General features: G+C 56.3%; 29 protein-coding genes and 1 tRNA gene. 17 read left to right on the plus strand and 13 right to left on the minus strand.

Annotation, left to right across the window (positions count from 1 at the left end; genetic code table 11):
* Nucleotides 1-7: 7 nt before the first annotated feature.
* Together accB and AC2FIR_RS08895 are read right to left on the minus strand one after the other, a co-directional pair.
* The gene (gene accB, locus AC2FIR_RS08890) at nt 8-511 is read right to left on the minus strand and encodes an acetyl-CoA carboxylase biotin carboxyl carrier protein (RefSeq protein WP_496746495.1); all 504 of its coding nucleotides are present in this window, start codon (nt 509-511) and stop codon (nt 8-10) included.
* A gap of 152 nt (nt 512-663) precedes the next feature.
* Nucleotides 664-1200 (minus strand): LuxR C-terminal-related transcriptional regulator, encoded by a 537-nt coding sequence (locus AC2FIR_RS08895; RefSeq protein ID WP_170614692.1) that lies wholly within the window; start codon nt 1198-1200, stop codon nt 664-666.
* A 278-nt stretch (nt 1201-1478) separates the two neighbouring features.
* On the opposite strand from AC2FIR_RS08895, the gene AC2FIR_RS08900 reads away from it, so the two are divergent.
* The 6 genes from AC2FIR_RS08900 to AC2FIR_RS08925 all read left to right on the plus strand — a co-directional run bounded on the left by AC2FIR_RS08900 (nt 1479) and on the right by AC2FIR_RS08925 (nt 7344).
* Entirely contained in the window at nt 1479-2720 is a 1242-nt protein-coding gene (locus AC2FIR_RS08900; RefSeq protein ID WP_496746497.1) for a short-chain fatty acyl-CoA regulator family protein, read from the plus strand.
* Between the two features lie 78 nt (nt 2721-2798).
* Nucleotides 2799-3179 carry a response regulator transcription factor gene (locus tag AC2FIR_RS08905; protein ID WP_170807952.1) on the plus strand — a complete coding sequence of 127 codons (381 nt, stop codon included), beginning with the start codon at nt 2799-2801 and terminating at the stop codon, nt 3177-3179.
* A complete protein-coding gene (locus AC2FIR_RS08910; RefSeq protein ID WP_496746500.1) occupies nt 3176-3490 on the plus strand; it encodes a hypothetical protein in 315 nt (104 codons plus the stop codon). The genes AC2FIR_RS08905 and AC2FIR_RS08910 overlap by 4 nt, the downstream gene beginning before the upstream one ends.
* On the plus strand, nt 3478-6156 hold the full coding sequence (locus tag AC2FIR_RS08915) for an ATP-binding protein (RefSeq protein ID WP_496746501.1): 2679 nt from the start codon (nt 3478-3480) through the stop codon (nt 6154-6156). The genes AC2FIR_RS08910 and AC2FIR_RS08915 overlap by 13 nt, the downstream gene beginning before the upstream one ends.
* Before the next feature lie 78 nt (nt 6157-6234).
* Entirely contained in the window at nt 6235-7089 is an 855-nt protein-coding gene (locus AC2FIR_RS08920) for a FliM/FliN family flagellar motor C-terminal domain-containing protein (protein ID WP_496746503.1), read from the plus strand.
* A gap of 36 nt (nt 7090-7125) precedes the next feature.
* Entirely contained in the window at nt 7126-7344 is a 219-nt protein-coding gene (locus AC2FIR_RS08925; protein ID WP_496746505.1) for a hypothetical protein, read from the plus strand.
* On the opposite strand, the gene AC2FIR_RS08930 is transcribed toward AC2FIR_RS08925, so the two are convergent.
* Genes AC2FIR_RS08930 through AC2FIR_RS08945 form a run of 4 tightly spaced genes read right to left on the minus strand, consistent with a single transcriptional unit; the run spans nt 7345 to nt 9536 of the window.
* The gene (locus AC2FIR_RS08930; RefSeq protein ID WP_170807956.1) at nt 7345-7776 is read right to left on the minus strand and encodes a protein tyrosine phosphatase family protein; all 432 of its coding nucleotides are present in this window, start codon (nt 7774-7776) and stop codon (nt 7345-7347) included. It lies immediately after the preceding gene.
* Nucleotides 7777-7785: 9 nt separating this feature from the next.
* A complete protein-coding gene (locus AC2FIR_RS08935) occupies nt 7786-8217 on the minus strand; it encodes a DUF6691 family protein (protein ID WP_170807957.1) in 432 nt (143 codons plus the stop codon).
* On the minus strand, nt 8217-8639 hold the full coding sequence (locus tag AC2FIR_RS08940) for a YeeE/YedE family protein (RefSeq protein ID WP_321254338.1): 423 nt from the start codon (nt 8637-8639) through the stop codon (nt 8217-8219). Before AC2FIR_RS08940 ends, AC2FIR_RS08935 begins: the two co-directional genes overlap by 1 nt.
* Nucleotides 8640-8672: 33 nt before the next feature.
* Nucleotides 8673-9536: an MBL fold metallo-hydrolase gene (locus AC2FIR_RS08945; protein WP_321254336.1), complete on the minus strand. Its 864-nt coding sequence runs from the start codon at nt 9534-9536 to the stop codon at nt 8673-8675.
* Nucleotides 9537-9789: 253 nt separating this feature from the next.
* On the opposite strand from AC2FIR_RS08945, the gene AC2FIR_RS08950 reads away from it, so the two are divergent.
* Nucleotides 9790-10005, plus strand: coding sequence for a hypothetical protein (locus tag AC2FIR_RS08950; protein WP_170807960.1), 216 nt, complete (start codon nt 9790-9792; stop codon nt 10003-10005).
* A gap of 10 nt (nt 10006-10015) precedes the next feature.
* Here AC2FIR_RS08950 and AC2FIR_RS08955 read toward each other — a convergent pair whose 3' ends face one another.
* Nucleotides 10016-10234, minus strand: a complete 219-nt coding sequence (locus AC2FIR_RS08955) for a hypothetical protein (protein ID WP_170614682.1) — start codon at nt 10232-10234, stop codon at nt 10016-10018.
* Between the two features lie 163 nt (nt 10235-10397).
* Between AC2FIR_RS08955 and AC2FIR_RS08960 the strand changes: the two genes are divergently transcribed.
* Nucleotides 10398-10667 carry a DUF2312 domain-containing protein gene (locus tag AC2FIR_RS08960; protein ID WP_170614681.1) on the plus strand — a complete coding sequence of 90 codons (270 nt, stop codon included), beginning with the start codon at nt 10398-10400 and terminating at the stop codon, nt 10665-10667.
* A 193-nt stretch (nt 10668-10860) separates the two neighbouring features.
* Here AC2FIR_RS08960 and AC2FIR_RS08965 read toward each other — a convergent pair whose 3' ends face one another.
* Nucleotides 10861-11736 carry a hypothetical protein gene (locus tag AC2FIR_RS08965; protein ID WP_496745998.1) on the minus strand — a complete coding sequence of 292 codons (876 nt, stop codon included), beginning with the start codon at nt 11734-11736 and terminating at the stop codon, nt 10861-10863.
* Between the two features lie 181 nt (nt 11737-11917).
* On the opposite strand from AC2FIR_RS08965, the gene AC2FIR_RS08970 reads away from it, so the two are divergent.
* Nucleotides 11918-11993 (plus strand) — tRNA-Thr (locus tag AC2FIR_RS08970).
* 503 nt (nt 11994-12496) lie between these two features.
* On the opposite strand, the gene AC2FIR_RS08975 is transcribed toward AC2FIR_RS08970, so the two are convergent.
* From AC2FIR_RS08975 to AC2FIR_RS08990, 4 genes are all read right to left on the minus strand, one after another.
* A complete protein-coding gene (locus AC2FIR_RS08975; protein ID WP_496762149.1) occupies nt 12497-13165 on the minus strand; it encodes a hypothetical protein in 669 nt (222 codons plus the stop codon).
* A 354-nt stretch (nt 13166-13519) separates the two neighbouring features.
* On the minus strand, nt 13520-14500 hold the full coding sequence (locus AC2FIR_RS08980; RefSeq protein WP_480527401.1) for a CobW family GTP-binding protein: 981 nt from the start codon (nt 14498-14500) through the stop codon (nt 13520-13522).
* Nucleotides 14501-14504: 4 nt separating this feature from the next.
* Nucleotides 14505-15977 carry a guanitoxin biosynthesis MBL fold metallo-hydrolase GntH gene (gene gntH / locus AC2FIR_RS08985; RefSeq protein WP_480527399.1) on the minus strand — a complete coding sequence of 491 codons (1473 nt, stop codon included), beginning with the start codon at nt 15975-15977 and terminating at the stop codon, nt 14505-14507.
* 10 nt (nt 15978-15987) lie between these two features.
* Nucleotides 15988-16221: a hypothetical protein gene (locus AC2FIR_RS08990; RefSeq protein ID WP_170678873.1), complete on the minus strand. Its 234-nt coding sequence runs from the start codon at nt 16219-16221 to the stop codon at nt 15988-15990.
* Between the two features lie 100 nt (nt 16222-16321).
* On the opposite strand from AC2FIR_RS08990, the gene AC2FIR_RS08995 reads away from it, so the two are divergent.
* Nucleotides 16322-17656, plus strand: a complete 1335-nt coding sequence (locus AC2FIR_RS08995; protein WP_496762152.1) for a tetratricopeptide repeat protein — start codon at nt 16322-16324, stop codon at nt 17654-17656.
* Between the two features lie 257 nt (nt 17657-17913).
* Here the strand turns inward: AC2FIR_RS08995 and AC2FIR_RS09000 are convergent, their stop codons facing one another.
* Entirely contained in the window at nt 17914-18846 is a 933-nt protein-coding gene (locus AC2FIR_RS09000; RefSeq protein ID WP_496762154.1) for a LysR family transcriptional regulator, read from the minus strand.
* Between the two features lie 112 nt (nt 18847-18958).
* Here AC2FIR_RS09000 and AC2FIR_RS09005 point away from each other — a divergent pair, with 112 nt between their 5' ends.
* The 7 genes from AC2FIR_RS09005 (at nt 18959) to AC2FIR_RS09035 (ending at nt 25502) form a co-directional block, all read left to right on the plus strand.
* Complete coding sequence (locus AC2FIR_RS09005; RefSeq protein ID WP_496762157.1) at nt 18959-19402, plus strand: cupin domain-containing protein; 444 nt, start codon at nt 18959-18961, stop codon at nt 19400-19402.
* Between the two features lie 4 nt (nt 19403-19406).
* The gene (locus tag AC2FIR_RS09010; protein WP_496762159.1) at nt 19407-20207 is read left to right on the plus strand and encodes a glutathione S-transferase family protein; all 801 of its coding nucleotides are present in this window, start codon (nt 19407-19409) and stop codon (nt 20205-20207) included.
* 481 nt (nt 20208-20688) lie between these two features.
* A complete protein-coding gene (locus AC2FIR_RS09015; protein ID WP_170680710.1) occupies nt 20689-21465 on the plus strand; it encodes a helix-turn-helix transcriptional regulator in 777 nt (258 codons plus the stop codon).
* Between the two features lie 114 nt (nt 21466-21579).
* Nucleotides 21580-22641: an ABC transporter ATP-binding protein gene (locus AC2FIR_RS09020; protein ID WP_170680707.1), complete on the plus strand. Its 1062-nt coding sequence runs from the start codon at nt 21580-21582 to the stop codon at nt 22639-22641.
* The gene (locus tag AC2FIR_RS09025; RefSeq protein ID WP_170680705.1) at nt 22641-23597 is read left to right on the plus strand and encodes an ABC transporter permease; all 957 of its coding nucleotides are present in this window, start codon (nt 22641-22643) and stop codon (nt 23595-23597) included. Before AC2FIR_RS09020 ends, AC2FIR_RS09025 begins: the two co-directional genes overlap by 1 nt.
* Nucleotides 23590-24420 (plus strand): ABC transporter permease, encoded by an 831-nt coding sequence (locus tag AC2FIR_RS09030; RefSeq protein ID WP_170680702.1) that lies wholly within the window; start codon nt 23590-23592, stop codon nt 24418-24420. The genes AC2FIR_RS09025 and AC2FIR_RS09030 overlap by 8 nt, the downstream gene beginning before the upstream one ends.
* Before the next feature lie 50 nt (nt 24421-24470).
* Nucleotides 24471-25502, plus strand: a complete 1032-nt coding sequence (locus AC2FIR_RS09035; RefSeq protein WP_170680699.1) for an extracellular solute-binding protein — start codon at nt 24471-24473, stop codon at nt 25500-25502.
* The last annotated feature ends 34 nt before the right edge of the window (nt 25503-25536 follow it).

The raw sequence follows: 25536 nt of genomic DNA on the forward strand, positions 1-25536 counted from the left end.
GCCCGCCTTACTCGATGATGACCAGAGGGGTGCCGAATTCCACAGCGTCGCCATCGCCGACCAGAATACGTTTGACTGTACCCGACTTGGGGGCGTGGATGTGGTTCATGGTCTTCATCGCCTCGACAATCAGCAACGTGTCGCCTTCGGACACGGATGCCCCGACAGAGATGAAAGAGGGTGCACCGGGTTCGGCCTGCATGTAGACAGTGCCAACCATGGGCGACGTCACGGCGCCGGGGTGGCTGGCGGGATCTTCGGCAGCGGCGGGCGCTTCCGCAGGGACCGGAGCCGCAGCAGCAACGGGGGCGGCAGCGACCGGTGCAGCGGCCGGAACGGTCATCTGAACCGGGGCAGGCACGGCCTGCGACATGCGGCTGACGCGTACGTTCAGGCTGTCTTCCTCGCCATACTCGCGCTTGACCTGCAATTCGGTCAGGTCATTTTCGCGCAACAGTTCGGCCAATGCCTTGATGAACGCCACATCCGCTTCGTGCTTGGTATCTGTCATGAGTGTCCTCGACGGTTCCCCTTTGGCCCGTCTGTTTCGTGCGGGCTTTGGTCTGATTAGGCAGCGTTATAAGCCAAGCGCACGGTCATGAAAAGTGCCGTCTCGCCCTGCTAAATTGGGGTTTTACTCGGAAACGTGAGGGGGTGAGGCGCTCATAATGGCATCCCCGACAATTTGGCGACAAGCTCAGGCAGTTTCCGGGCGCCGAACTTCTCCAGAAGCCGCGCGCGGTAGGCCTCGATGGTGCGATAGCTCAGGCCCAGTTCGCCGCCGATCTCCTTGGCGGATAGCCCCCGGCACGACAGGATGGCCACTTCGCGTTCCCGCGCGGTCAACTCGACCAGTGGCCGTTCTTCGGAGATGTCAGAAAAGCTCCAGATTCCATGTCGAAACGGGTCATCAGGCGTCAGCGAGCGTCCGCGCGCCCGGCACCAGAACAGATCGCCATTGCGCCGACGCATGACGCGTTCATCCGTGTAGTAGCCCGTATCGCGCATCACCTGCAGACTGCGCGCGCCAATGCGCTCCCAGTCGGCCACGGACGGGTAGAGATGCAGCAGCGGCATGTTGCGATATTCCGCTTCTTCGCCGCCAAAGGTGCGCGCGAATTGCAGATTGCATCGCCGGATGATCCGGTTTTCCAACTCGACAAGGCCGATCGGCGCGTATTCGAATGCAGGGTCGCTCATTTCTGTATCGTGCCGGGATTTGTGGTGAAAATGAAGTGGTATGAAGAAATAGATCGAACGGGGATGTCTGTTGGTGAATATTAAACGAAACGCATGGTGCGGTATAGCTTGTTAATTGTGTAAAGACCGGTTGAAAATACTGCCCTAAACTTCTTTTATTAATAATTTTATCTGAAAACAAATCTGGGATATACAGTAGCGGCAACCGAAGGGAGGGTGCTGCAATTCGGGGTGTATTGACAGGAAGCCGTATCAGGGAACGTCGGCAGATAGCTGGTATGCGCCAGTCCGAACTTGCCCGGCAGGTCGGCATTTCGGCCTCTTACCTGAATCTGATCGAACACAATCGACGCCGGATCGGCGGTAAGCTGTTGGTCGATATAGCGTCAGTTCTGATGGTGGAACCTTCGGTACTGACGCAAGGTATCGAGGCCACGCTGATTTCGGCCCTGCGTGAGGCTGCGGCGGAATCGGTCGGCCATTCCGCCGAAATTGACGGGCTGGAAGAATTTGCCGGACGCTTTCCTGGGTGGGCGAAGGTGCTGGCACAGATGCATCGGCGGGTCGTGTCGCTTGAACGCACAGTCGAAACACTGTCCGATCGCCTGACGCATGACCCGCACCTGGCCGCATCCATGCACGAGGTTCTGTCAACGGCAGCAGCGATTCGATCCACGGCAGCCATTCTGGTCGACACCCGGGATATCGAGGTCGAGTGGCAGGACCGATTTCATCGAAACCTGCATCAGGATGCAGAGCGTCTGGCCGACAGTTCAAAGGCGTTGGTGGCCTATCTGGATGACAACGACTCGGCAAACGATCGCCGGGGTGTCCCACTGGAAGAAGCCGAGGCGTTCTTTTCGGATCATGCGCATCATTTCCCGATGATCGAAGAGAACGGAGCGACCGGCGAAATAGACCTCAACGCGCTTGATTCTGGTGCCGCCAGGGCCGTCACGCGCGATCTTCTGAGGCTCTACGCACAGGACGCACAGGCCCTGCCGCTTGAGCCACTGAAGGCAGCCCTGGCTGATACAGGAACAGATCCGTTGAAACTGGCGGCCCGGTTTTCGGTCGACCACGCCACGGTATTGCGCAGGCTGGCCTTTTTGCCCAAGGACACGCTGACACGCCCGACAGGCCTCGTGATCTGCGACGCCTCGGGAAGCATCCTTTTCTTCAAGCCGGTACAAGGGTTTGCCTTGCCGCGATACGGCGAAGCCTGCCCGCTGTGGCCGTTGTATCAGGCGTTGAATCGTCCATTGGTACCGATCCGCAGGCGTGTTCTGCAACTTGGCAGAACAGCGGCAGAATTCGAGTGTCATGCGGTGGCCTGGCCGCATAGCATATCGGGTCACGAGGACGGGCCGGATTACCGGTCTGTCATGCTGGTGCAACCGGTCGAGTTTGCCGGAGACATAAGTAATGCAAGTGTCCGCGCCGGTCCCGGCTGCCGTGTGTGCCCAAACCCAGAATGCGGATCGCGCCGCGAACCGTCGATTCTGAGTGAAGGTTTTTGACAGTTTCGTAACATAGCGCTTAATCTGAATGTGACAGGTCGCCAGGCGCGTGGCCGGTCTCGGGGAGGAATTGCAAATATGAGCCGTAAGGTTCTGTTGATTGAGGATGAGCCGAACATTGCTGAGGCCATTCGGTTTTTGCTGACGCGTGAAGGCTGGCAGGTCGAAACCCATGCCGAGGGTACGGATGCGGTTGAAGTGATTCAGGAGGCAAACCCTGATCTGGTGATACTGGACGTAATGTTGCCGGGAAAAAACGGCATGGACATCCTGCGGGATTTACGCGAGCTGGACGAGATGAAAGCTCTGCCGGTCCTGATGCTGACTGCGCGGGGCCAGTCCCGCGACCGCGAAATGGCTGAAAATGCGGGGGTCAGCCGGTTCATGACAAAGCCGTTTTCCAATGCCGAAGTTCTGACAGCGGTGCGGGACCTGCACGCACAGGCCACCCGGACATGAGCCAGAGTGAAGACCATCAGCCGCCAACGGGGCGGTCTTCGCTGTTTCTTGAACGTCAAGGGTATCGCCGGCGCAGGTTGATGGACGCGGCCCGGTTGCTGCCTGTACTCGGCGGCGCCCTTGTTGCAATCCCGCTGTTGTGGCCCTCGGTGGATAACGCCGGGGCCGGCGTGCCATTGTCCTCGGCCATCTATTACATCTTTGCCTGCTGGGGGCTGCTTATTCTGGCCAGTGTGGGATTTGGATATGCGGCCAGGCGTTTGTCCCGGCGCGACGAAACCGAAGCGGATACGGATCAATGGCAACGCTGAACGTCCTGATCCTGGTCTGCCTGGGCTATGTGGTGTTGCTGTTTGGAGTTGCGTTCGCCGCCGACAGAATGGCGGCAGCGGGCAAGGGTAAATGGCTGCGTTCACCGCTGATATATACGCTGTCCCTGTCGATCTACTGTACCGCCTGGACCTTCTACGGTGCGGTCGGAAACGCAGCCCGTTCGGGGCTGGAATTCGTGACCATTTATCTGGGGCCGACTTTGGTGATGATCGGTTGGTGGTGGGGCCTGCGCAAATTGGTCCGGGTCGGACGCAGCCAGCGTGTGACTTCGATCGCGGACCTGATCTCCTCCCGCTACGGCAAGTCCAACACGCTGGCCATCTGTGTGACTATTCTGGCGGTACTGGGCGGCACGCCTTACATCGCGCTACAACTACAGTCGATAACCCTGTCCTTTTCCATTTTTGCCGAGGCGGACCCCTCGGGCCTCTATCGCGAAGGTTCCAGTGTATTCTGGGTCGCGGCAGGTCTTGCCGTTTTTGCCATCCTGTTCGGCACACGCAACCTGGACGCGAACGAGCGACACCACGGTGTGGTGACGGCCATCGCGTTGGAATCCGTGGTGAAACTGTTCGCCCTGCTTGCCGTCGGTGCGTTTGTGGTCTGGGGCGTTGCGGGGGGGATCTCCCCGATGATGGAGCGTATCGACGCGTCGGATATCGGTCGATGGAACGTGGATGCGGGCCGATGGACCACTTTTGTTTTCCTGTCCGCCGCTGCCTTTGTCTGTCTGCCGCGCATGTTCCAGGTCATGGTGGTGGAAAACGATGACGAAAGTCATCTGCGAACCGCTGCATGGGCATTTCCGCTGTATCTGCTGCTGATGAGTCTGTTTGTCGTTCCGATTGCCGTTGTGGGGCTGGATCTGTTGCCCGAAGGCTCGAACCCGGACCTGTTCGTTCTGACCGTGCCGCTGTCGCAGGGCAATGACTGGCTGGCGATGCTGTCCTTTATCGGCGGGTTCTCCTCGGCCACGTCGATGGTGATCGTGACTGCGATGGCGCTGTCGACCATGGTATCGAACCATATCGTCATGCCGATCTGGCTGAGCACGCAGGAAGGTTCCGGTTCGGTTTCGGGTGACGTGCGCAACGTGGTGTTGATGTCGCGCCGTGTGTCCATCGCAGCCTTGATGGCGCTGGGCTACTTTTACTACCGACTGTCGGGGGGCGGGGCGGCTTTGGCCTCGATCGGTCTGATTGCCTTTGCAGGTGTATCCCAGATTCTGCCGGCGATGGTCGGCGGCCTGTTCTGGCGCGGTGCCACTCGAACCGGAGCGCTTGCCGGGCTCAGCGTTGGGTTCGTCCTGTGGATCTACACCCTGCTTCTGCCGGGAATGGGCGGCGCCATAATGCCTGACAGCGTTGTGCAGAACGGGCTGTTCGGTTGGGGCTGGCTGCGGCCACAGGCGCTGTTCGGGATCGAGGGGATCGACCCGATGGTGCATTCCGTCCTGTGGTCCATGTCGCTGAACACTGTTGCCTTCTGTATCGCCTCGCTGCTGAGCTTTCCCAGCCCGCTTGAACGCCTGCAGGGTGCGCAGTTCGTGAATGTCTTTGATCACTCTGTCGCGCCGGGTGGCTGGACAGGTTCAGTTGCTCAAAGCGAAGATCTGATGATCATGACCCAGCGGATTCTGGGTGCGGGTCCCGCGCAGGAGTTCTTTCAGTCCGAAGCCAGACAACAGGGCGGGCGCGCCGATCTGCCTGAACCGACGCCGGGGTTTCTGGAACGGCTGGAACGCGAGTTGAGCGGTTCGGTTGGTGCGGCCACGGCCCATGCGATGATCGGACAGATCGTTGGCGGTGCATCGGTTTCCGTCGAAGATCTGCTGGCGGTCGCGGACGAATCCGCGGAACTGCTGGAATATTCCAGCAAGCTTGAGGAGAAGTCCGCAGAACTCAGCCGCACGGCGCGGAAACTGCGCGAAGCCAACACGAAGTTGACGCAGATTTCCGAGCAAAAGGACACATTCCTCAGTCAGGTCAGCCACGAATTGCGTACGCCAATGACCTCGATCCGGGCTTTTTCCGAGATCATGCGTGACACGGACGGACTGAAGCGTGAGGAGCAGACCCGATATGCCGCGATCATTCATGACGAGGCGTTGCGTTTGACTCGTTTGCTGGACGATCTGCTGGATCTGAGTGTTCTGGAAAGTGGCAAGGTCAGTCTGAATATGGGAGACGACACGCTGCGCTCGGTCCTGGATCGAGCGGTCGCCAGCGCGCTTGCAGGAACCGAAAAGACTCTGAGTGTGCGGCGGGTGCGTGGTGCTGAACGGATTCCGCTGCACACGGATCTGGACCGCCTCGCCCAGGTGTTCATCAACCTGATTTCGAACGCTCAGAAATACTGCGACGCGGCCGATCCGGAACTGACGATTTCGGCTCATGACATTGGTGGTCAGGTGGTGATCGACTTCGTAGACAACGGCACCGGCATCCCCCCCGAAGCGCGTTCGGTTGTGTTCGAGAAATTTGCGCGCGTAGGGGTAGAAAAAGCTCAGGGGGCGGGGTTGGGTCTGGCGATCTGCCGCGAGATTGTGCAGAGGCTGGGCGGCGAGATCAACTATCTCGCGGGGCAGGGTGGGGCGGCGTTCCGGGTCAGCCTGCCGCTGGCCTACCGGCACGCTGCGCAATAACGGCCGTCTAAAGACATTCGTAACTTTGGCTGGGTTACACCTGAACCTGGAATTCGGAATAAGGTGGCGAACAGGGCGATGACACAACCCGTCAATGCGGCTTTGGCGCGCAAGCTTGCAATCAGGCCGACCGAACCCGACGACACGCTCCAACCGGTGCTGCGGGCCCTCCGACTGGCACTGGCCAGGGCGGCGGGCGAACAATGGAACCTACCACCAACTGTAATCGGCGCAAAACAGACGACCTGCCCGCAGGACGGGTTGGCTGACCTGATAGGGAAAGACTGGCTTTTGCTGTTGTTTCGGGCGGACAATGGGGTCATGGCTGCCGTTTGTCTGAACCCCGGCGCTGTGTCCGCGATCGTGCAGGCGCAAGCCTTCGGTGAGGTGCTGCCGGGTGAACCTCAGCCGCGCCCTTTCACTGAAACAGATGCGGCCATGGTGGCACCTCTGATCGAAGATACGCTGGCTCGGTCCGTCGATCTGGTCGCCTTGGCGTCCGATCAGGCGAGCCTGTCGGGGTTTGAGTTTGCTTCCCGCCTGCCGGATACACGGGCCTTGTCACTGGCGTTGGTGGAAGACAGATACCGCCTTTTCGACCTGACTGTGGAGCTGGGCGGAGGGGCGCGGCAAGGTCAGATGTGCTTTCTGCAACCCGAGCCAGCACTGGTTGTGGAAACCGGTGACGCGGCCATTCAGAAAACAGGGCCCCGACTGGATCAGGCGATCGGCGTTTTACGGGCTGAACTGAACTCCGTGATCTGCCGGATGTCGCTGCCCCTGACAACATTGTCGGAATTAAAGGTGGGCGATGTTGTTCCCCTGACCGGCGCAAGGCTGGACCGTACCAGGCTCCTGACGATTGACAAAAGCCCCGTCGCTGTCGGTCGTCTGGGTCAATGTGGGGGAATGCGCGCTGTTCGGCTGAATTAGCAAGGAATTACACCTGTTCCCGCCGATGCGGCAGCGTTGGCATTTCTGGAAAGCAAGCCCGACGAAAAACAGTCGATCCCCAAAGATCCAACCGCACAAGTCGATGCGGTTGAGGCCTCCTTGCCAAAAGACACGCGTTTGCTGACATCAGCCGATGCGGAACTGAATTTTGAGGACACGGACCAAATGGCCGCCGAGATATCCCAGCTTGCTGGATTGACCGGGCCGGAAACCGACCCGGGCCATAATTTCTGATCAGCTTTTTTCCTGGCGCATGTGATCCAATGCCGGACGCAGGTTGTCCAGCATGTAACCTGCATTGGTTGTAGCGGACAGGATGTCATCCGTGCTCATCCGATCACATTGTCCCAGCGCCCAGACCACCGAGCATCGCGTGCCTGATGCGCAATAAGCCAGAACCGGCCCGCTACAGCTTTCCGCCAGTTCACGTTGAAGCGCCACGTTCTCGGGGGTCATGGTCTGGTGTGTCAGTTCCAAAACCTCGTATTCCATCCCTGCATCGCGAACTGCCTGTCCGATGGCGTCAGACTGCATGTTCGCCGGAACTTCGATGTTGGGCCTGTTGCAGATGACTTTAGCAAATCCAGCCGCAGCGATAGCTGGCACATCCTCGACCGTGATTTGTGGCGAGACGGCATAGCGGGGGGTGATTGGTCGAATCTCCATTCTGATTGCTTAGGCCGGGTTTGCGGTTCTGTCCAGTTGCGAACCAAGGGTTGGAGCCATCAACATTCCCGTGATCATTGCGACCATAAACACAACGCCGCCAACCCCGCCGTAGCTGAGCGACGCAATGGCCGGGCCCGGGCACAATCCGGCCAGCCCCCAGCCGGCCCCGAACAGAACCGATCCAATGATCAGACGGCGATCCAGTTCCGACGAAGGTGCGGTCGGAAACTGCCCACCCACCAGAGGTGCGCGGTTGGTCGTCAGCTGCCAGGCAACCAACATAGGCAGAATTGCACCTCCCATCACAAAGGCCAGGGTCGGATCCCAATTGCCGAACACGTCCAGCCAGCCTTGCACCTTGGTGGTGTCCGTCATGCCCGAGATCAGAAGGCCTGCCCCGAATAGAGACCCGGCAATCAGAGAAATCAAAATACGCATCAGATCACCCCCCAGACGTGCCGCAGCAGGGCAATCGTCAGCCCGCCCGCAGCGATGTAGACAATCGTGGCAACGATCCCACGCGTTGAAAATCGCGAGATGCCGCACACACCGTGCCCGGAGGTGCAGCCGTTTGCGATCCGGGTGCCGACACCAACCAGAAGGCCGGCGGCTATCACAACCGCGATGTTTCCGGTCAGATGGGTTTCAGCTTGCGGATTCATCAAGGGGCGAAGCAATGCCGGTATGGCGACAACACCGGCGATGAACGCCAAACGCTCGGTCATTCTGCCGCTGCGATCCACCAACCCGCCAAGGATACCGCTGGCGCCCATGATGCGGCCGTTTCCCAACAGATAAACCGCTGCGCCAAGCCCGATCAGAAGGCCTCCGGCGAGGCCCCATATCCAGTCTGCATTCATGTTGTTTTGCCTTCTTCTAAGCGCCTGTACGCGTCAAAGCTTGTTGAGGGGCAGCTTCAGAAATACGTCGCCTTTTTCGTCCGCAGGCGGCATCTGCCCGGCCCGCATATTGACCTGTAGCGATGGCAGGATCAGCCGGGGCATCGCCAGTGTCGCATCCCGCGCATCCCGCATTTCCACGAATTCTTCGATGCTGCGTCCCTGTCCGATATGTACGTTCAGCGCCTTTTGCTCGCCCACCGTCGTTTCCCAGGCAAACTCATCGCGTCCGGGTGCCTTGTAGTCGTGCCCGACGAAAATCCGGGTTTCATCCGGCAAAGACAGGATTTTCTGGATCGAGGCATACAGCATTTCAGAGGAGCCGCCTGGAAAATCGCAACGTGCGGTTCCGAAATCGGGCATGAAAAGGGTGTCCCCGACAAAAGCCGCGTCACCGATCACATAGGTCATGCAAGCCGGGGTGTGCCCGGGCGTATGCAGAACGTCGCCCCGCATCTGGCCGATGTGAAAGCTGTCATTTTCCGAGAACAGAGCGTCGAACTGACTGCCGTCGCGTTGGAATTCCGTGCCTTCATTGAACACCTTGCCGAACGTGTCCTGCACTGTGACGATCTGGGCGCCTATCCCGATCTTTCCGCCCAACTCCTGCTGCAGATAGGGCGCGGCCGACAGGTGATCCGCATGCACATGGCTTTCCAGAATCCATTCGACTTTCAGTCCGCCGGACCTGACGTATTCGATGATCCGGTCGGCCGAACCGGTGCCGGTCCGCCCCGATGCATGGTCAAAATCCAGCACGCTGTCGATAATGGCGCATGCCGTGCCTTCGGGCTCTTGCACGACATAGGATACGGTGAATGTATCCTGGTCGAAAAAGGCTTTCACTACTGGTGTCATGCACACCCCCATTAAACGTATCATTTATCATATAGTAAATTCGGAATGTGATGCAATCATCAATTCCTTGTTGATGTCGGTCAAGGCATTCTGTCTCGGAACCGCATAAAATTCATGCAGTGCGCGCAAAGTGGCGAAATCTTCCCCGGGAACCGGCGGGAATCCGCAACCTTGGGTGGAAATGTTCTGAAAGTCGCAATACCGTTACTTACTACGCATATCTGCAAGACTGGCACCATTTGGGAGGATGGAAATGTCGAAACAGAATCTCTACTCAGAAGCTGAACAACTGGAGCGTCAATTGAAGGGTGCATGCCTTGAAACACGACTGGCCCTTCAGCCCTCCGTCAGCAAAATGATTGACCGTCTGCATCAGCGGGGGCTGCATGTGCCGTCCCGACTGAAGCGACTGGATGCGTCGCTGTGCGAAGACGCCATGGAAGCGCGCTTCGACAACCTGCCAGTCTGAGCTTAGTTGGTCATCCGAACGAGATACCGAGGATGACCAGCATCAGCCCGATCACCGATAAAAACAATGAGGCGAGGTTCCACGGCAGAACGCTTTGAACAGCCGCGCGCAATTCATCATCCGAAAGGCCGGCCTTGCGCGCCTTCATCACGCGCAGAATGCACCAGACCAGCCCGGCCAGCCCCGCCAGCGAAAGAGCGGCCCCGCTCCATGTGATGAGTTCGAACATGGGTTTCCACATATTGCCTTTTTCTCAAGCTGCGCTTAGCGGATCAGGCCGGATGGCACAAGCCTGGCCCGCTATTGGGTGCTTGCGGCCCGGACGGCACCGATGTATCCGGCATATTGCCCGATGTCACAGCATCAGACCGCAGCCTCTGGGAGAGACGTAAATGGAAGACATGACCGAAGATCAGGCCACCGCCAACTACCGTGTGACGGCGGGTGAATTGCGCCAGTTCATCGAACGGTTCGAGCGCCTCGATGCCGAGAAAAAAGACATTGCCGAACAGCAAAAAGAGGTGATGGCAGAAGCCAAGGCGCGCGGCTACGACACCAAGGTCATGCGCAAGGTAATCGCGCTGCGCAAACGGGACAAGGACGACATCGCCGAGGAAGAGGCGGTTCTTGAAATGTACAAAGAAGCTTTGGGTATGAGCTAGGCTCAGAACCACGGGGTTCTGTGCTGCCATTCTGCTCGGGTCCTAGGGGGAAGCCCGCGAATTTCGGGCTGTCGCAGCGTTCAGGCGCAGTGTGGGTCTTCAATCCTTGCTAACGTAAATCATCAAACCCAATACGAGGTTCACCCGCGGTGGTAGCAACCCATACCGGATGACTGCTACCCTCGGCCGACCATCAGGGTTTCAGAAAGCGAATGTCCGGCATGGATTGAATTCGGGCCAGGTCCTGTTCGTAAAGCTCGGAAAACGCTTCAACTATATCTGCGCTCCAGCCGGGCAATTCCAACTCCTCTTCAACCTCTTCAGGCGATGCGTGTGTTTCAAAGATCCCGGCCAGTTCCTCGCGCAGAACATGCTTGTCGGGTTGAGGGTCCTGACGGATCAGCGCCAGAACCTCGCGCTTGCCAGGGTCCGTCAGAAGGGAGGAGAGGAAGGCATATTCGTCCTGCATCACCATACCGTCGTCAAGCCCGGCCATCGCGCGCAGAACATCCCCCCAGATCAGAGGCGTATCCTCGTTGCACCAAAGCGTTATGCCGACCCCGGGTGCAAGATCGCGAATATCTTCTATCGTGCTGAGCCAACTCAGGCAGCTCAGATCGGTGTCCCGGAGGATCTGATCGCGACGGTCTTGCGGAAGTGCTGCCAGGGTTTTCGGAATGAAGCTTGCGGGGTTGATCAGCCCGAAAAACAGCTCGACCTGATCATTGGGGAAGGCGTGTTCCAGGATGGCCATGCGTTGCCCGGCCGCAGGATAGAACTGTCCATCCTTTATGGCCTCGATCGGCTCACCGATGAAATCCGGGCTGGTGAATATTGTTCGCTGAGTGTTTTCGTCATCCGGCAGTATTTCCATGAGGCGCACAAGCTCATCAGTGGAGACCGGATGCGATCCTATCGCGTTGAACACAGGCCGAAAAACCTGGCGATAGCGCCGTGGTCCAACCAGAGACACCCCATGGGCAGACAGGATGTTCAAATTCGCCTGCAATGAGTTCAGCAGCCGACCATCGTCCGCAAAAGCTCCGCCTGCGTGAATGACAACCTGCATCTTTCCGTTTCAGCCCTTGCGTCCCCATGGTGCCCCGTCGGGTTACAGCCTGCAGCAACCACAGTCAAATTCACAACGGGGGAACAGAGGTGCAGTTATTAAAACGTTCTGGGATAGATTTCTATGCGGGCAAAAATTGTGGGTTGCAGTCCCTTTCCGGAGAGAGTAATCGGACTCCAGCGCCCCTATAGCTCAGCTGGTAGAGCAACTGATTTGTAATCAGTAGGTCCGCGGTTCGAGTCCGTGTGGGGGCACCACATTCAAAGATAAGATGCTGTAATATAATATTTTTCAGAGTGGAACTTTGTGTATCCCCTGATCTATCCCCTATTATTCTGCTGATAGTTGTGAGCCCCGATTTTCTTGCCATCGGTTCCCTTGATACGCATTCTTCTAATACGATTGATGATAGTAAATGTTGGTATTTGTTGGAGTTAGTGCTGTGAAAATGTCCCACCTTTAACGGGCAACCCGACCTAGGTTTAATACCTAATAACGATGCTAGGCTCCGACGGCAGCTTTCATGAACAACGGACGTTTATCGAAATTGGGCGACTGACCGAGTTGCGGACTTTGCAGACATCCGCAGTATTGCTCCAAAGGACCGCAGTCAGCCCAAAGCGGACCTTCAAAACCGAGTTTGCAATGTCCGAGAGGCGAACAAGTCCGTTCATTCGCATTTACCGCTGCAATACCCGCAACCGGCCCGGCCGGGCATTTTCGGCTAAAAGTCCATTCGAACAAACCTAAAAACAGTTTGTTAATTTGGTTTTGAAACAAATACGCTGGTTTCTGGGTTCAGATCATCATTCGGATCCGTCAAAATGCCAGCTGGAAAGGAAACCGAGATAGGTCGATCCTTAGTATCAAGGCAGAGCATGTGGTTATTGTCCCCGTCACCCAGATCGGCAAGCGCGGCGGGCGTAACTGTGCGTTGAGATCCATCTTCGGCCTCTACGATGATCCTGTACAGATCGCGTTCCGCATCGCCAGGTTCCTTGCCGTTCGCCAGCGTAACGCCACCCGCCCAAGTTACCTGAATGGCCTGTACGATGTTGTCACTTGGACAAAGGCTTCCTCTGGTTCGGCGTGGCCCCAAGTTTCCGACCAAAGTCCAATCTTCGACAACCTCGGCCAAGATCAATGGCGGCCCGTCTTCCAGCGGAGTCACGGCTACAGTGGCACCGCGAAAATCAAGTGTTCCATCGATGGAATGAAGGTGTCCAATAACCTCGACTTCAAACGGTGGATCCTCGGAAACGTTCCCAAAATCCCCGATCAGAAGCAAAGTGCGCAATTCACCGGGATCGGTAGCAGGCAACACTGACGCACAGTGCATTGTTCCGATCTGACCTGACTTTGTTACAACTCTGAAGTCACCTGCCTGCAAAGTTTCCAGATCTACCTCGGTTGAAAAGATGACAGGCATCCCGTCTTTGCCCCTGGAACCTCTGCAAATGAGATTTGCTACGCGGGGCAACGCCTCGAGCCCGTGGAAAGCGGAAAGCAACTCGGCATCTTGTCCTCCAGCTGAACTCGGCAATCCGAGGTTTGGGGTTGTATCTTCAAGTTCTCGACTTGAAACGTCCTGCGCGCACAAAGCCGCCCCCGACAAGACAAACGCAGTGGCAGGTGCGAGCAATCTGATCGCTTGGCTCCATTTCCTAAGCTGCTTCAGCAATTAGGTTTCTCTCCATATTTGGTCCGCGGTGTTGCGGGCTTTCGAGCTGTTACGTGTTGGAGTTTTATAAACACACGCAAACAAGTTTGGTCTAACTTGCTGCTATGCGGTCGCCAACAACGCATCGGAAAGCTCGTATTCCGAAAGGGCCCCTGGTGCACCTATTGCAACAAGCCTTGTTTCGGGTTTTCGTTGGCCCCAAGCGCCATCCCTTGCGATGTCCATGCGCTTTCCGACTACCTGAACAAGAATGCGATGATCCGGATCCTCCTCGCTAAAAACAAAGCCCTTGAGGCGATAGACGTCGCCCGGAAGCTTGCGAATTGCACTCCGAAGAGAAGACAAGCTTATCGGGCGTTCAGCTTTCATCATTGTTGTTGAGAAGCTGTCCGAGTGATCAAAGTGGTGGCAACCACAATCCGGTCCATGTTCGTGATGATCGGGTATTTCTGTTTCGAGCTGTTCGGCGGCAAAGCGGCCAACAGAAAGAAGAATATCCAGTGGGACATCCGCGTTGACCGCTTCGACCAAACGATATCGACGGAAGCGAGACCCGAGCCAATCGTGCACCCTTTGAACAGCCGCCCTGTCGACGAGGTCGACCTTGTTCAAAATAACCATGTCCGAGAACGCGATTTGACGGAGCTTCAGTTCCATTTGTTCCGGCGCGGCAAATAACTGTTCTGCATCAACAAGACACATAAGACTGTCCAAGCGGATCATGTCCCGAAACTTCTGATCGGTGAATGTCATCGCAATTGATGACGGGTCCGACACTCCGCTTGCTTCAAGGACGATGTATTCCGGTTTCTCAGGCCGGGCGAGAACGGCCTCTACCGTTTCGATCAGGTCATCTCGGATCGAGCAGCAAACGCAGCCATTTGCCAAACTCATCACATCATCTTCGAGACCGACTACCAAGTCGGCGTCAACGTTTATTGATCCAAAGTCATTCACCAGAACCGCAACCCGCAACCCGTGATTGCCTGTCAGGATGCGGTTCAAAAGTGTTGTCTTACCGGCTCCGAGAAAGCCGGTAAGGATCGTTACGGGGATTGCGGACGACGACCCAAATTCGATCATGTCGTTACTCCGTCTTCTTCTTGCGGTTCGGGATCACGTCATCGACCTTGATTACGAAATCACTGGGCCACTCTGGATCGGGAGCCCGGAATACATCAGCTGGGTAGTATTCTTTAGGATCGATCTCCATGTCCCGGTACTTCTGGTCTTGTTGTTCGGCACGTGATGACCGCGGTGCTGGCGGCTTGATTTCATCCGGCAATGTGATCTTGCCTTCTGCTTCCATCTTGCCCAATTCGCGGAATGGCGCGACCGAACCAGATTTTCCGGGAAGTGTCGCCTTCCGATACCAGATTGCATCTTTGGTGACGTTGACGACGGCGACGTCCAAACCCCAAGCGAACAGCCCATCGTAGTGGGCACGGATTCCCGCCAGCATTTCGGCATCGATGTCTTCGTCTTGCGTATAGTGGGTTACCATTGCAAGCCGCGGGCGCGCCTCAGCCATCATCTTACCGACCGCATAGTGCGATGTATGGTGCGTATCGATTGTGTAGTTGAACAGCTCTTGCGGCAGACCGTATTTGTAGGTCATCAACTGACCGATATCCTGTCCGGACATTTCGGTCACAAACACATCGACGCCTTTTCCGTATTCAAGACTCAGTTCATCGGGGCGGCCGTCGCCGGTCCAAACAAAGCTCAGTCCGTTCCAATCCAGCCGATACCCGACTGCACCGTCTTTGGCGTGGCTACGAGGCCAGGACCGAACAGTCACACCATCTTCGTCATAGACGATGCCGCCTTCTTGACGGAAATCGAATTCGTTAACTTCGATCTCGTAGCCGTCCCCAATCGGGAACACATCGAAGGCCTCAAGATGCCATTTGAGCATCTGCTGCATGCCTTTCACCATTCCGGCTGTACCAAGCTCTGGTGTCCGACCAGAAGGGCCGTGAATGCGCAGCGGCGTGTATCCACCAGACCAAGCCCGGAAAGGGTAGATGTAAGGGATGTCTGCATAGTGATCGACATGCAGGTGTGTGATGAAGATGTCGTTGATCAACTGCCCCGGAACCTGCATCCCGATAATGTTGCGGACGCAGCCCGAGCCGAAGTCGAAGAAGAACCTCTTTCCATTACCCAATTCTACCATGATGCAAGTCCCAGCCTGATCTTCGCGGGGCGGAAATGGCGTCGAACCACAGAACGATATCCGCATTTCGTCGGGCCCGAGGTCCTCGGAAAGCGGGAAGTAGTTCGCATTCGAGCCCGTCATGTATTTGGTAGGACGGAAGTACTCCGGCAGAGTGATGCCCCCGGCAGGCCTGCCGCCGTACGGGTTCTTTAGGCTTTCGCCTAGTGGTCCATCACCGGGGTGCGCCTGTGCAGTTCCTGTACCGAAGCTAACGGCACCGGTTGCGACCGCACCTGCTGCCAGTCCCTGCATAACGTGTCGCCGGGAAGGGTTTTCGATTTCGTCAGATTTCTGGATCTGTTCGTTCTTAAGTTCTTTGCCGTTGTCTTCTTTTGTCATGGCTATGCCCTTAGTTGGAAATGCTACGAAGGTTGCGCTTCACCATCCGGCGAAGCTCGTTCACGAGTTCGGATCTGATGTGGGCCCATTCCGCGCGCTCTGAGGCTGTGATCGATGCGTCATCCAACAGCGCAGTAACTTTCTTTAGGTCTTCGATTGCCTCGCTGAGTAACGCATCCGTTTCGGTACGCCCTGAAAGCGCATCGGAAAGATCTGGAAGCTCATCACTCAGTTCCCAAGTCACTGGATAATCCCCGGTTCCCACTATCTATTCTCACATCAAGATGAGAGCGGTTGACGACATATGCCAAGTGAGTCACCGTGAGTTGGGGGGTGAGTTTGCTTTGAACCAAGCTAATGAATTGTCGATAGATCAAGATGTTGCACCGCCATCGCCGGAGCTTGTTCGACAGGCACTTCAGAGCGTTGTGTCCAGCGTCGCGCTCCAGGCTTCGCCTCGACTCCAACAGTTTCTTACATACGTGGTCGAAGAAACTCTCGCGGGTCGCGGTACCCAGATCCGGGGTAAAGCAATCGCGGTCGAAGTCTACGGTCGGAGTATTGATGGCACTGGTGGTCGAAACCTTGTCCGCGTCGAAGCCAGGCGCCTGCGGCGACTGCTACATGAGTTTTATGAAGATCAATGGGACGGTGAGGGAGTTCGCATTTTTGTTGATTCCGGCGGATACAAACCACGGTTTTCGCAAGGCAGGACGACAGGAAGCGACAACTCAAATGCTCAGGATAGCGATCTGCTTGGCGGGAATCGACGTCTAAGGCAACTGCTGCCAATTGGGCTGGGTTGCCTAGTGTTGATTGCGGTGACTGGCTTTTGGCTCACTCGGGATAACAAGGTGGTTTTGCCCACAGCTCAATCCATCGAACAGGCTGAGCGAACTGCTCTTGGCGAGCAGTCTTTGACAAGGCTTCAGGCGGCTAATCTTGCGGATCAGGCCCGAGGCATGTTTTTTCCTGTTTTTGACGTCAAGCGCCAGCAAATAGCACTGGGAATGTTTCAGCATGCCGTGGAGCTCGACCCCGCACTCTCCGACGGTTATGCCGGATCGGCGCAGGTTCTGGCGACTTTGGCCATGCTGTCCCCTAATAAGGCGCAAAGAGACGATCTCTTCAACCAAGCTTCCGAGATGTCGGAAAGAGCGCTTGATCTATCTCCCACCGATGCATGGGCAAACGGCGCAAATGGTTGGGTGTTGGCCACCCAAAACAATCCAGTCGAGGCTATGAAATTCGCAAGACTGTCGGTCGAGCTTGCGCCGAATGATGGTCATATTCTGGATCTTGTCGGCATCACCGCCATCATGGCGGGCGCCCCAGAACTTGCGGCTGAGGTTAGCGATCCAGAAAGACTCAGGTCAGGATCGGGCCGCTTTGGCGCACGAAACATTTGGGGTGTATCGCAACTGATGCTCGGGAAATACGAAAAGGTAGTAGACGCCTTTAAAGGAGCGCCCGCAGCCGGTGCGCCTGTGAGTGCTCCTTCTCTCCTGTTCCAAGCCGTCGCGCAGGATCAGTTGGGACATACCGAAGAAGCTCAGCGACTTATTTCCGAAATGCGCAAAACGTGGCCGGAGTTTCCATCTGAGTTTCTCGCCGGCAGGATTTTCCAAAATGATGACGCAACGCGGCAAGTGATCCTGGATACTCTGATCAGATACTGATGAAACGTGTCGCATGTTTGTCGACGCAAAGTCTGCTTTCCGCGCATTGCTGTCATTGGGGCAACGCGCAGCACCGGCCAAAGTGGGCTCAACGCGGTCATCCGCCGTACTTGCCATTAACGACCACTTTGGGGACCAAAACGTTCGTTCGCCGCGGCTGCGCGAATGTCTGCATTGGCTGATAGAACCTATTTCGATTCTGTTATTCGAAACGTCAACTTGTATCTGCCATACGGGCGCTGCTTAGAACAATTTGACTAACCGTCAAATTCCAAACCCTTCATTAATTCGAAGACTTGGCTACGCATCCAGGCCGCCATCGGGGCGTTGTCGAAACGCTTGTGCCAGATGCCGATGATCAACGCCGGTTCAATATGCATCGGAGGTTCGAACACGTTCAGTTCGAATGTCTTGGCCACTTTCTTTGCAAGCTGCGCGGGTACAAGCGCGATGAGGTCGCTTTCGCTAACCGCACGGCAAACGCCACTAAAGACGGGCACTGTCATAGCTACTTGGCGCTGTTTTCCGACGCGATTAAGGGCAGCATCACCCATTGCAGCCAGATTCCCTTGTGGGGAAAACAAAACGTGGTGGAGTGCGCAGAACGTATCCATGTGCATCTGCGTTCCTTCCTGAAGCTCCTCAAGCTTTGGATTTTCCTTGCGAGCTATCACGTGGAACGGCGAATGGAAGAGTGGCTCTCGATTGACCCAGTCCGGCAGGAGCAAATCTGGGATCAGCGCAATGTCAGCATTGCGTCGTTCAAGACTGGCCACATAGTCATTCGGAACCAGATCAACCAGCTGTGCTCGTAGATTGGGCGCTGACTTTTGCAGGAGATCACCCAAGGGTGGCATCAGGAGTTCCGCGAAAAAATCGCTGGCGGCGATCCGGAAAGTGCCTTCAGCGGTTCGCGGATCAAAGGTAGCTGGCGGCGCTAGCAAAGCTTCCAGACGTTCGAGTTCTTCGCGCAAACCGGATTCAATCCTGGACGCGTAATCGGTAGCGACCAAACGGTTTCCCTGCCGGACAAAAAGGGGGTCGTCCAAGGCATGACGAAGACGCGACAATGCACCAGAGACTGCGGATTGCGACATCGCTAGCTTGTCGGCCGCCTTTACGGTTGAGCCTTCACTGAAGAGGGCGTCCAACACGCGCAAAAGATTGAGGTCCAGTGTAGCGAAATTCACCTGGCCGATATCCTATATTTGATATTGCGGTTTGCCTGATAGGTTGGCCTTCGGATAAGTTTCTGTCAACGGAAGCGCTTTCGTTTCAATCCGATGCTAATGGAGAGAAACGATGAAGGACCTGGCCCAAATCGACGGAGCCATCGAATGGCTCGGCGTAAAATACAAAACCATCCTCGGCCCAGAACAGACAGGCGGCGCTATGTCCATCGTGAACAGCTGGTCCCCTGCGGGTAGCGGCCCTCCGCGCCATGTGCATCAAAACGAAGACGAAACCTTTATAATCCTGACCGGCACATGCAGGTTCTGGTTGGAAGGCAAGGAGTTCACCGCAGGGGCCGGCGAAAGCGTATTCATCCCACGAGGCAAGGAACATACCTTCAAGGTGACAGACGACGAACCTTGCCGCCATCTCGTGATCCTGACACCCGGCGGATTCGAAGGCTTCTTTTCCGACATGGCAGCCGGTCAGTGCCGCATTCCCGAGGACATGCCTGCTATTGAAGAGAGCGCCAAGCGGCACAACATGACCTTCACCGGCCCGCCGTTGGATTGAAGCCATGACTAAGAAACACATCGTCTATCATATCCCCGTCTGTCCCTTTTCGCAGCGACTGGAAATCCTACTGGCGCTGCGCGGACTGACGGATGCCGTGGAATTTCGTGTAGTAGACATCACCAAGCCGCGCGACCCTGAATTGCTGGCCAAGACCCGAGGGACGACAGCCTTGCCCGTGCTGGAAACCGGCGACGGCCGTATTTTGAAAGAAAGCCTTGTGATCCTGCGCTATCTTGACGAGGCTCTACCGGGGGCACCACTGCGCCGCAGTGATCCTGCCGAGCACGCCATTGAGTCGATGCTGATCGCGCGCGAAGGACCCTTCACAATGGCGGGCTATCTCTTTGTCATGAATCAGGATCAGGCGCGCCGAGATGAGCATTTGAATAAACTTCTCGCGCTCTATCGAGACCTTGATGATTTCCTAGCTCATCATAATCCGACTGGCCCATTCTTGTTCGAGGACTTCGGTTTGGCAGAGGCTGTTTTTACCCCAATGTTCAAGCGGTTTTGGTTCCTTGACTACTACGAAGGGTTCACACTACCCGTTGGCAAAGACTATGACCGGGTACGAGAGTGGCGTGATGCATGCATGGCGCATCCAGAAACAGCGCAGGTGACCGAAGAAGAGATCGTCAAGCTTTACTACGACTACGCGCTCGGGGCCGGAAACGGTGCCTTGCCTGACGGCCGCAGCGTTTCAAGTTTCACCTTCGAACCGCCCTGGCAGTCAAGGCCCATGCCCCCGAGGGAAAAGTATGCGGGTACAGCCACCGACAAAGAGCTGGGCCTTGTCGCCTGACTATTGATTAAATGCCCAGTACCGGACATTCGTGCGCCGCGCGGCATTGGACAAAATGGGCTTTTGATAGTGGAGCGTTCGTCTCCAGCAACAGGAAAAAAGCCTCTCTGGTCGGGTACGCTGGCACAGTCGGCAATCTCGGATTGGACATACTAGGATTTTAGTTCATGGTTCCGTCAAGCATACTGGCTTCAGCCGCAACACGATGCTTTGCGGCGAACAAGAGTTCCTCAGAACTGGCGTAAGATTGCCAGAGGACGGCTAATGCTTAGGTTAAGCCTTTAAAGAGATTTAGTTTAAAGTCATTGTTCTTCCGCTTCTCCAATATTTGAAATCTTGTATCGGAATAGGTTTTGAGCATGATTCAGCAAGTCTATGCGAAAAAAACGCCTCTCCCGGCTGATAGCTGCGCGAAAAGGTTGCCAAGTTAAATCCGGCTAGCCACATTGGGAAGGAAACGCCCTTTAGCCAGGTGGGATACTTGGGAAAGTCCGAAAAGCCAACTTACGCGGAAGAAGTCGCCGGGGCGATCAGGGCTGTAGGCACATCTAGTTTTATGCCGGAATTGTTGAACCTCATGCGCGAGGCAGCTTCGTTCAAGGGCGCGTTTGTCAGCCTTTTGAACCCGGGAAAAGCGCCCGAACATGTCTATGACAATGTGCGTTCGGAACGTCGCTCGGTTGTTGTCGACCGATGGCTTGATCGCGCCTGGCTGCTGGACCCGTTTGTTGTTCGTTTCATTGGTGAACGCCACGAACCAGTGATGGTACTAAGAGACGTTACACCGGACAGGTTTGCCAATTCCGACTACTTTCGGATCTACTACAAATCCCTGTTTCTGACGGACGAGATCGGGGTGTTCGTAGCAATAGCAAGCGGCACCTTGTTTCTTTCTCTCGGTCCTTCCGAGGGAAAAACCCGGTTCACGCGGCGGGATGTCGAACGGTTGACAGACCTGCACCCGATCATATCGGCGCTTTGCGAGCAGCACTTCCATCGCAACCCCTCGTCAGGCCGACTCGACGAGAGCGAGGTCGATTTCGGCGGGGTCATCGACAAGGTTTGCAAAGGTTTGACACAGCGGGAGATCGAGGTCGTGCAGTTCCTTTTGCGCGGGCACTCGACGCGGTCCATTGCGCTTTTGCTGGATGTTTCCCCGGCGACGATCAAAGTGCATCGCAAGAACATCTATAGAAAGCTGCGCATATCTTCCCAGTCTGCCCTGTTTTCAATGTTTCTGCATTCGGCAAACGATTAGTCGTACCCCTTTGGGGGTACAAATCACACTGCCCTTTGGAGGTATTCACAGGGTAAGTCTCCCGGCTTTAAGCTGATTCTACAAAACAACAAGTGCGGGTGTCCGGATCAGACCATGATCGACGTAAAGAATGTGACAAAACGCTTTGGCGAAGGTCAGGCGGCCGTGACGGCTCTGGGGGACGTGTCGCTGACCATTCCCGAAGGAAGCTTTTTCACGCTTTTGGGCCCGTCAGGTTGTGGCAAGACGACACTACTGCGGCTGATCGCCGGGTTCGAACTTCCAAGCGAAGGCGAAATAGCGCTGGACGGTGAGTCGATTGGCCATCTGGCACCCAACAATCGGCCCGTGAACACGGTGTTTCAGAACTACGCCCTGTTTCCGCACATGAGTGTGGCCCGCAATGTCGGGTTTGGCCTTGAGATGCTGAAAAGGCCGAAAGCCGAGATCGACAGCACCATCACTGAGATGCTGGACCTGGTGCAGCTGGGCGAGTTTGCAACGCGCCGGGTTGATCAATTGTCAGGCGGGCAGCAGCAGCGCGTGGCTTTGGCGCGCGCACTGGCGCCGCGCCCAAAGGTTCTGCTGCTGGACGAACCCCTTTCTGCTCTGGACCTGAAACTTCGCAAAGGAATGCAGAGCGAGTTGAAGCGACTGCAGCATGAGACAGGCATTACGTTTGTTTTTGTCACGCATGACCAAGGGGAAGCACTGGCGATGTCGGACCGGATCGCTGTGATGTCGGCAGGCTCGGTACGTCAGGTCGGCACACCGGAAGAGATTTACACAGCCCCGAAAAGCAGGTTCGTCGCGGATTTTATCGGGGACACCAACATCGTAAACGCTACGTTGCTTGGCTTTGACGGAGACGCGGCAAAAATCCGGTTTGGCGAAGGCAAACCACTCACGATTCACACTGCCAGCACCTTGCTCGAACCGGGCCCCGTACATGTCGCTCTGCGCCCCGAAACGATCCGTGTGGTCGAGGAGAGTGCCGAAACAGCGCTCTTGCGTGGCGAGGTCGTGGACAGCACCTATTTCGGGGCCGGGTCGCAAATGCTTGTGCGGCTGGAAGATGGTGTCAGTGTTCACGTCCAGGTTTCCACTCCGCGCCCCGTCGGATCGCGCGTCGGGCTCGAATTTGATACCTCCATGCTGCATGTACTGGAAGACTGATGGCCGGCGTTGCACATATCCCGCAGCCGGACGCCGCGTCGAGATTGCTTGCGGCGCAGGCCGAGCGCGCGCGTCAAAGACGCAGAACGCGGCTATTCCTGCTGGCGCCGGCGCTCGGGATTATCGGTATCTTTGGACTGTTCCCTCTCTCTATCGCCCTGGTTTACTCGTTCCTTGAACCCGGGACCTATGGCGGCGTTGAATGGACGTTCTCTTACGACGCCTATGTGCAGTTCCTGTTCGAGCGGGATATTTTTGATGACACGCTGACCTTTAACAGCGCCTATCTTCAGATCTTCGGGCGTTCCTTTGGTCTTGCCATCGCCACTATGATTGGAACCCTGATCCTTGGGTTTCCTGTTGCTTACTTCATTGCGGCCCGCTCGCAGGAACAACGCAATTTCTGGCTGTTCGCCATCACTCTGCCGTTTTGGACGAACCTGTTGATCCGTACGTACTCGATGCTTCTGATCGTACGGGACGAGGGTTTTGTGAACCTGACGCTGATGAACATCGGCCTGATCAGCGAGCCGATCGAGATGTTGTACACCGACGGCGCGGTACTGGCCGGGCTGGTCTACAGCTACCTGCCTTTCATGATCCTCCCGATCTATGCCTCGCTGGAGAAGTTCGACTTTTCGCTGCTTGAGGCAGGGCATGATCTCTATGCCACACGCACGCAGGTGTTCCGCCACATCATTATACCGATTACCCGTCCGGGCATTGTCGCGGGCTGCGTTCTAGTGCTGATCCCGGCGCTTGGGGCCTACATCACGCCGGAACTGCTCGGCGGTGGCAAGAAACTGATGATCGGCAACCTGATTGCCCTGCAGTTCGGTTCGGGCCGCAACTGGCCCTTTGGCGCCGCTGCTGCACTGATCCTGATGGCAGTCGTGTTAATCGCGCTTCTTGTCAGCTTGCGGGCAGGTGCTTCGAAGGAGAGTGGACATGGCTAAACTGTCGTCACTCTTCCGGCCGTCGACAGACGTGCGCGAACTACGCCGGCAACCCCTGTTCACCGGCATGTCCTGGCTGGTTCTGTTGTTCCTCTACTCACCGATTGCCGTCCTGGTCGTGTTCTCGTTCAACGATAACCGCTCTGTTGTGCGCTGGACCGAGTTCAGCTTGCGCTGGTACGCGGCGGCCTTGGAAAACGATGACATCCGACGGTCGGCAATGATCTCGGTACAGGTCGCTCTCACCGCGACCGTGTTTTCCACTATCATTGCCACAATGGCTGCACTGGCGACAACGCGCGGCGATGTTTATCGCGGCCGTTCTGCGGCTATTGCGCTCATAAACCAGCCCTTGATGATCCCCGAGATCGTCACGGCGATTGCGACGCTGGCCTTCTTTTCGATCCTGCGCCAGCTCACGGGTGTTACTGGGATCGGCTGGCTGATCCTCGCGCACACAGTTTTTTGCGTGCCCTTTGCTTACATGCCGATCCGCGCGCGTTTGTCAGATTTGTCCGTGACTTACGAAGCCGCCGCCGCTGATTTGTACGCGACGCCCTGGCAGACATTCCGCTATGTGACGCTGCCGCTTTTGATGCCCGGTGTTATGGCGGGGGCGATGCTGGCCTTTGTAGTCTCTCTTGACGACGTCATCATCACGCTTCTGGTGGCCGGACCGGGTGAAACCACCTTGCCCATCTATATTTTGGGCCAAATCCGTCGCGGCGTAACGCCAGAGGTCAACGCCGTTTCGACCATCCTGATCGGAGTGACCATCGCCATGGTCGCCCTGACCTTCTTTCTGCAACGCAAACGAAAATAACAAGAAGCCCGCGCTGCTGCGGGACGCCATCAATCTCAACGGAGAACAAAATGAAATACACTCTTCTCAAAGCCGCAGCCATCTCGGCCCTGGCGCTCAGCGCGGCAGGAGCGCATGCCGAAGGCAAACTGAACATCTATAACTGGGGGAACTACACCAACCCAGAGATGATCGAGAAATTCGAAGCCCAATACGATATTGAGGTCACGCTGGACAGCTATGACAGCAATGAAACCATGCTGGCCAAGGTCAAAGAGGGCAACACCGGCTATGATGTTGTTGTTCCTGGCGACTACATGATCGCGATTATGGTAGGCGAAGGCTTACTGGCCGAGATCAATGCCTCCGAAATGGACAACTTCAATAACATGGACCCGAACTGGGTCGATGTATACTGGGATCCGGGTCGCAAGTATTCGGTCCCATATCAGTGGGGTACGACCAGCTTTACGGTCGACAGCGCGGTCTACAGCGGTGACATAGACACGCTTGGCCTGATCTTCGATACGCCCGAAGAGCTTAAGGGCCGTATCAACATGCTGAATGACATGAATGATGTGATCAACGCCGGCCTGCGCTACCTAGGCTATCCGCGTTGCAACTCCAATCCCGATCAGATGAAAGAGCTGATGGCACTGCTCGAAAATGCCAAGGGTGACTGGCGCACCATGGATTATGCGGTGATCGAAAAGCTGACGTCGAAAGATGTGGACCTGTCGCAAAGCTGGAACGGCGCGGCCATGCGCGCCCGGGCGGATCGCCCGACCTTGCAGTACGCCTATCCAAAGGAGGGGTTCACCGGATGGATGGATAACGTCGCGATTCTTGCCGACGCACCCAACATGCAAAACGCAAAGCTCTTCGTGAACTTCATGATGGACCCGGAAAACGCTGCAATGACCTCGAACTTTGCGCGTTATGCCAACGGGATCAAAGGTTCCGAGGCATTCATGGATGCCGAGATGCTCGACGCGCCTGAAATCGTGATGCCTGCAGGGGCACCGGTACCCGACTTTGTGAAGCCTTGCGACCAAGACGTTGTGGACCTGTACAACCAGGTTTGGACCCGCCTTAAGCAATAAGCTTAAAAGTCACCTGTGGTCGGCCCATCTCTGG

It is taken from the genome of Ruegeria sp. CDSB136 (genome assembly GCF_059610965.1).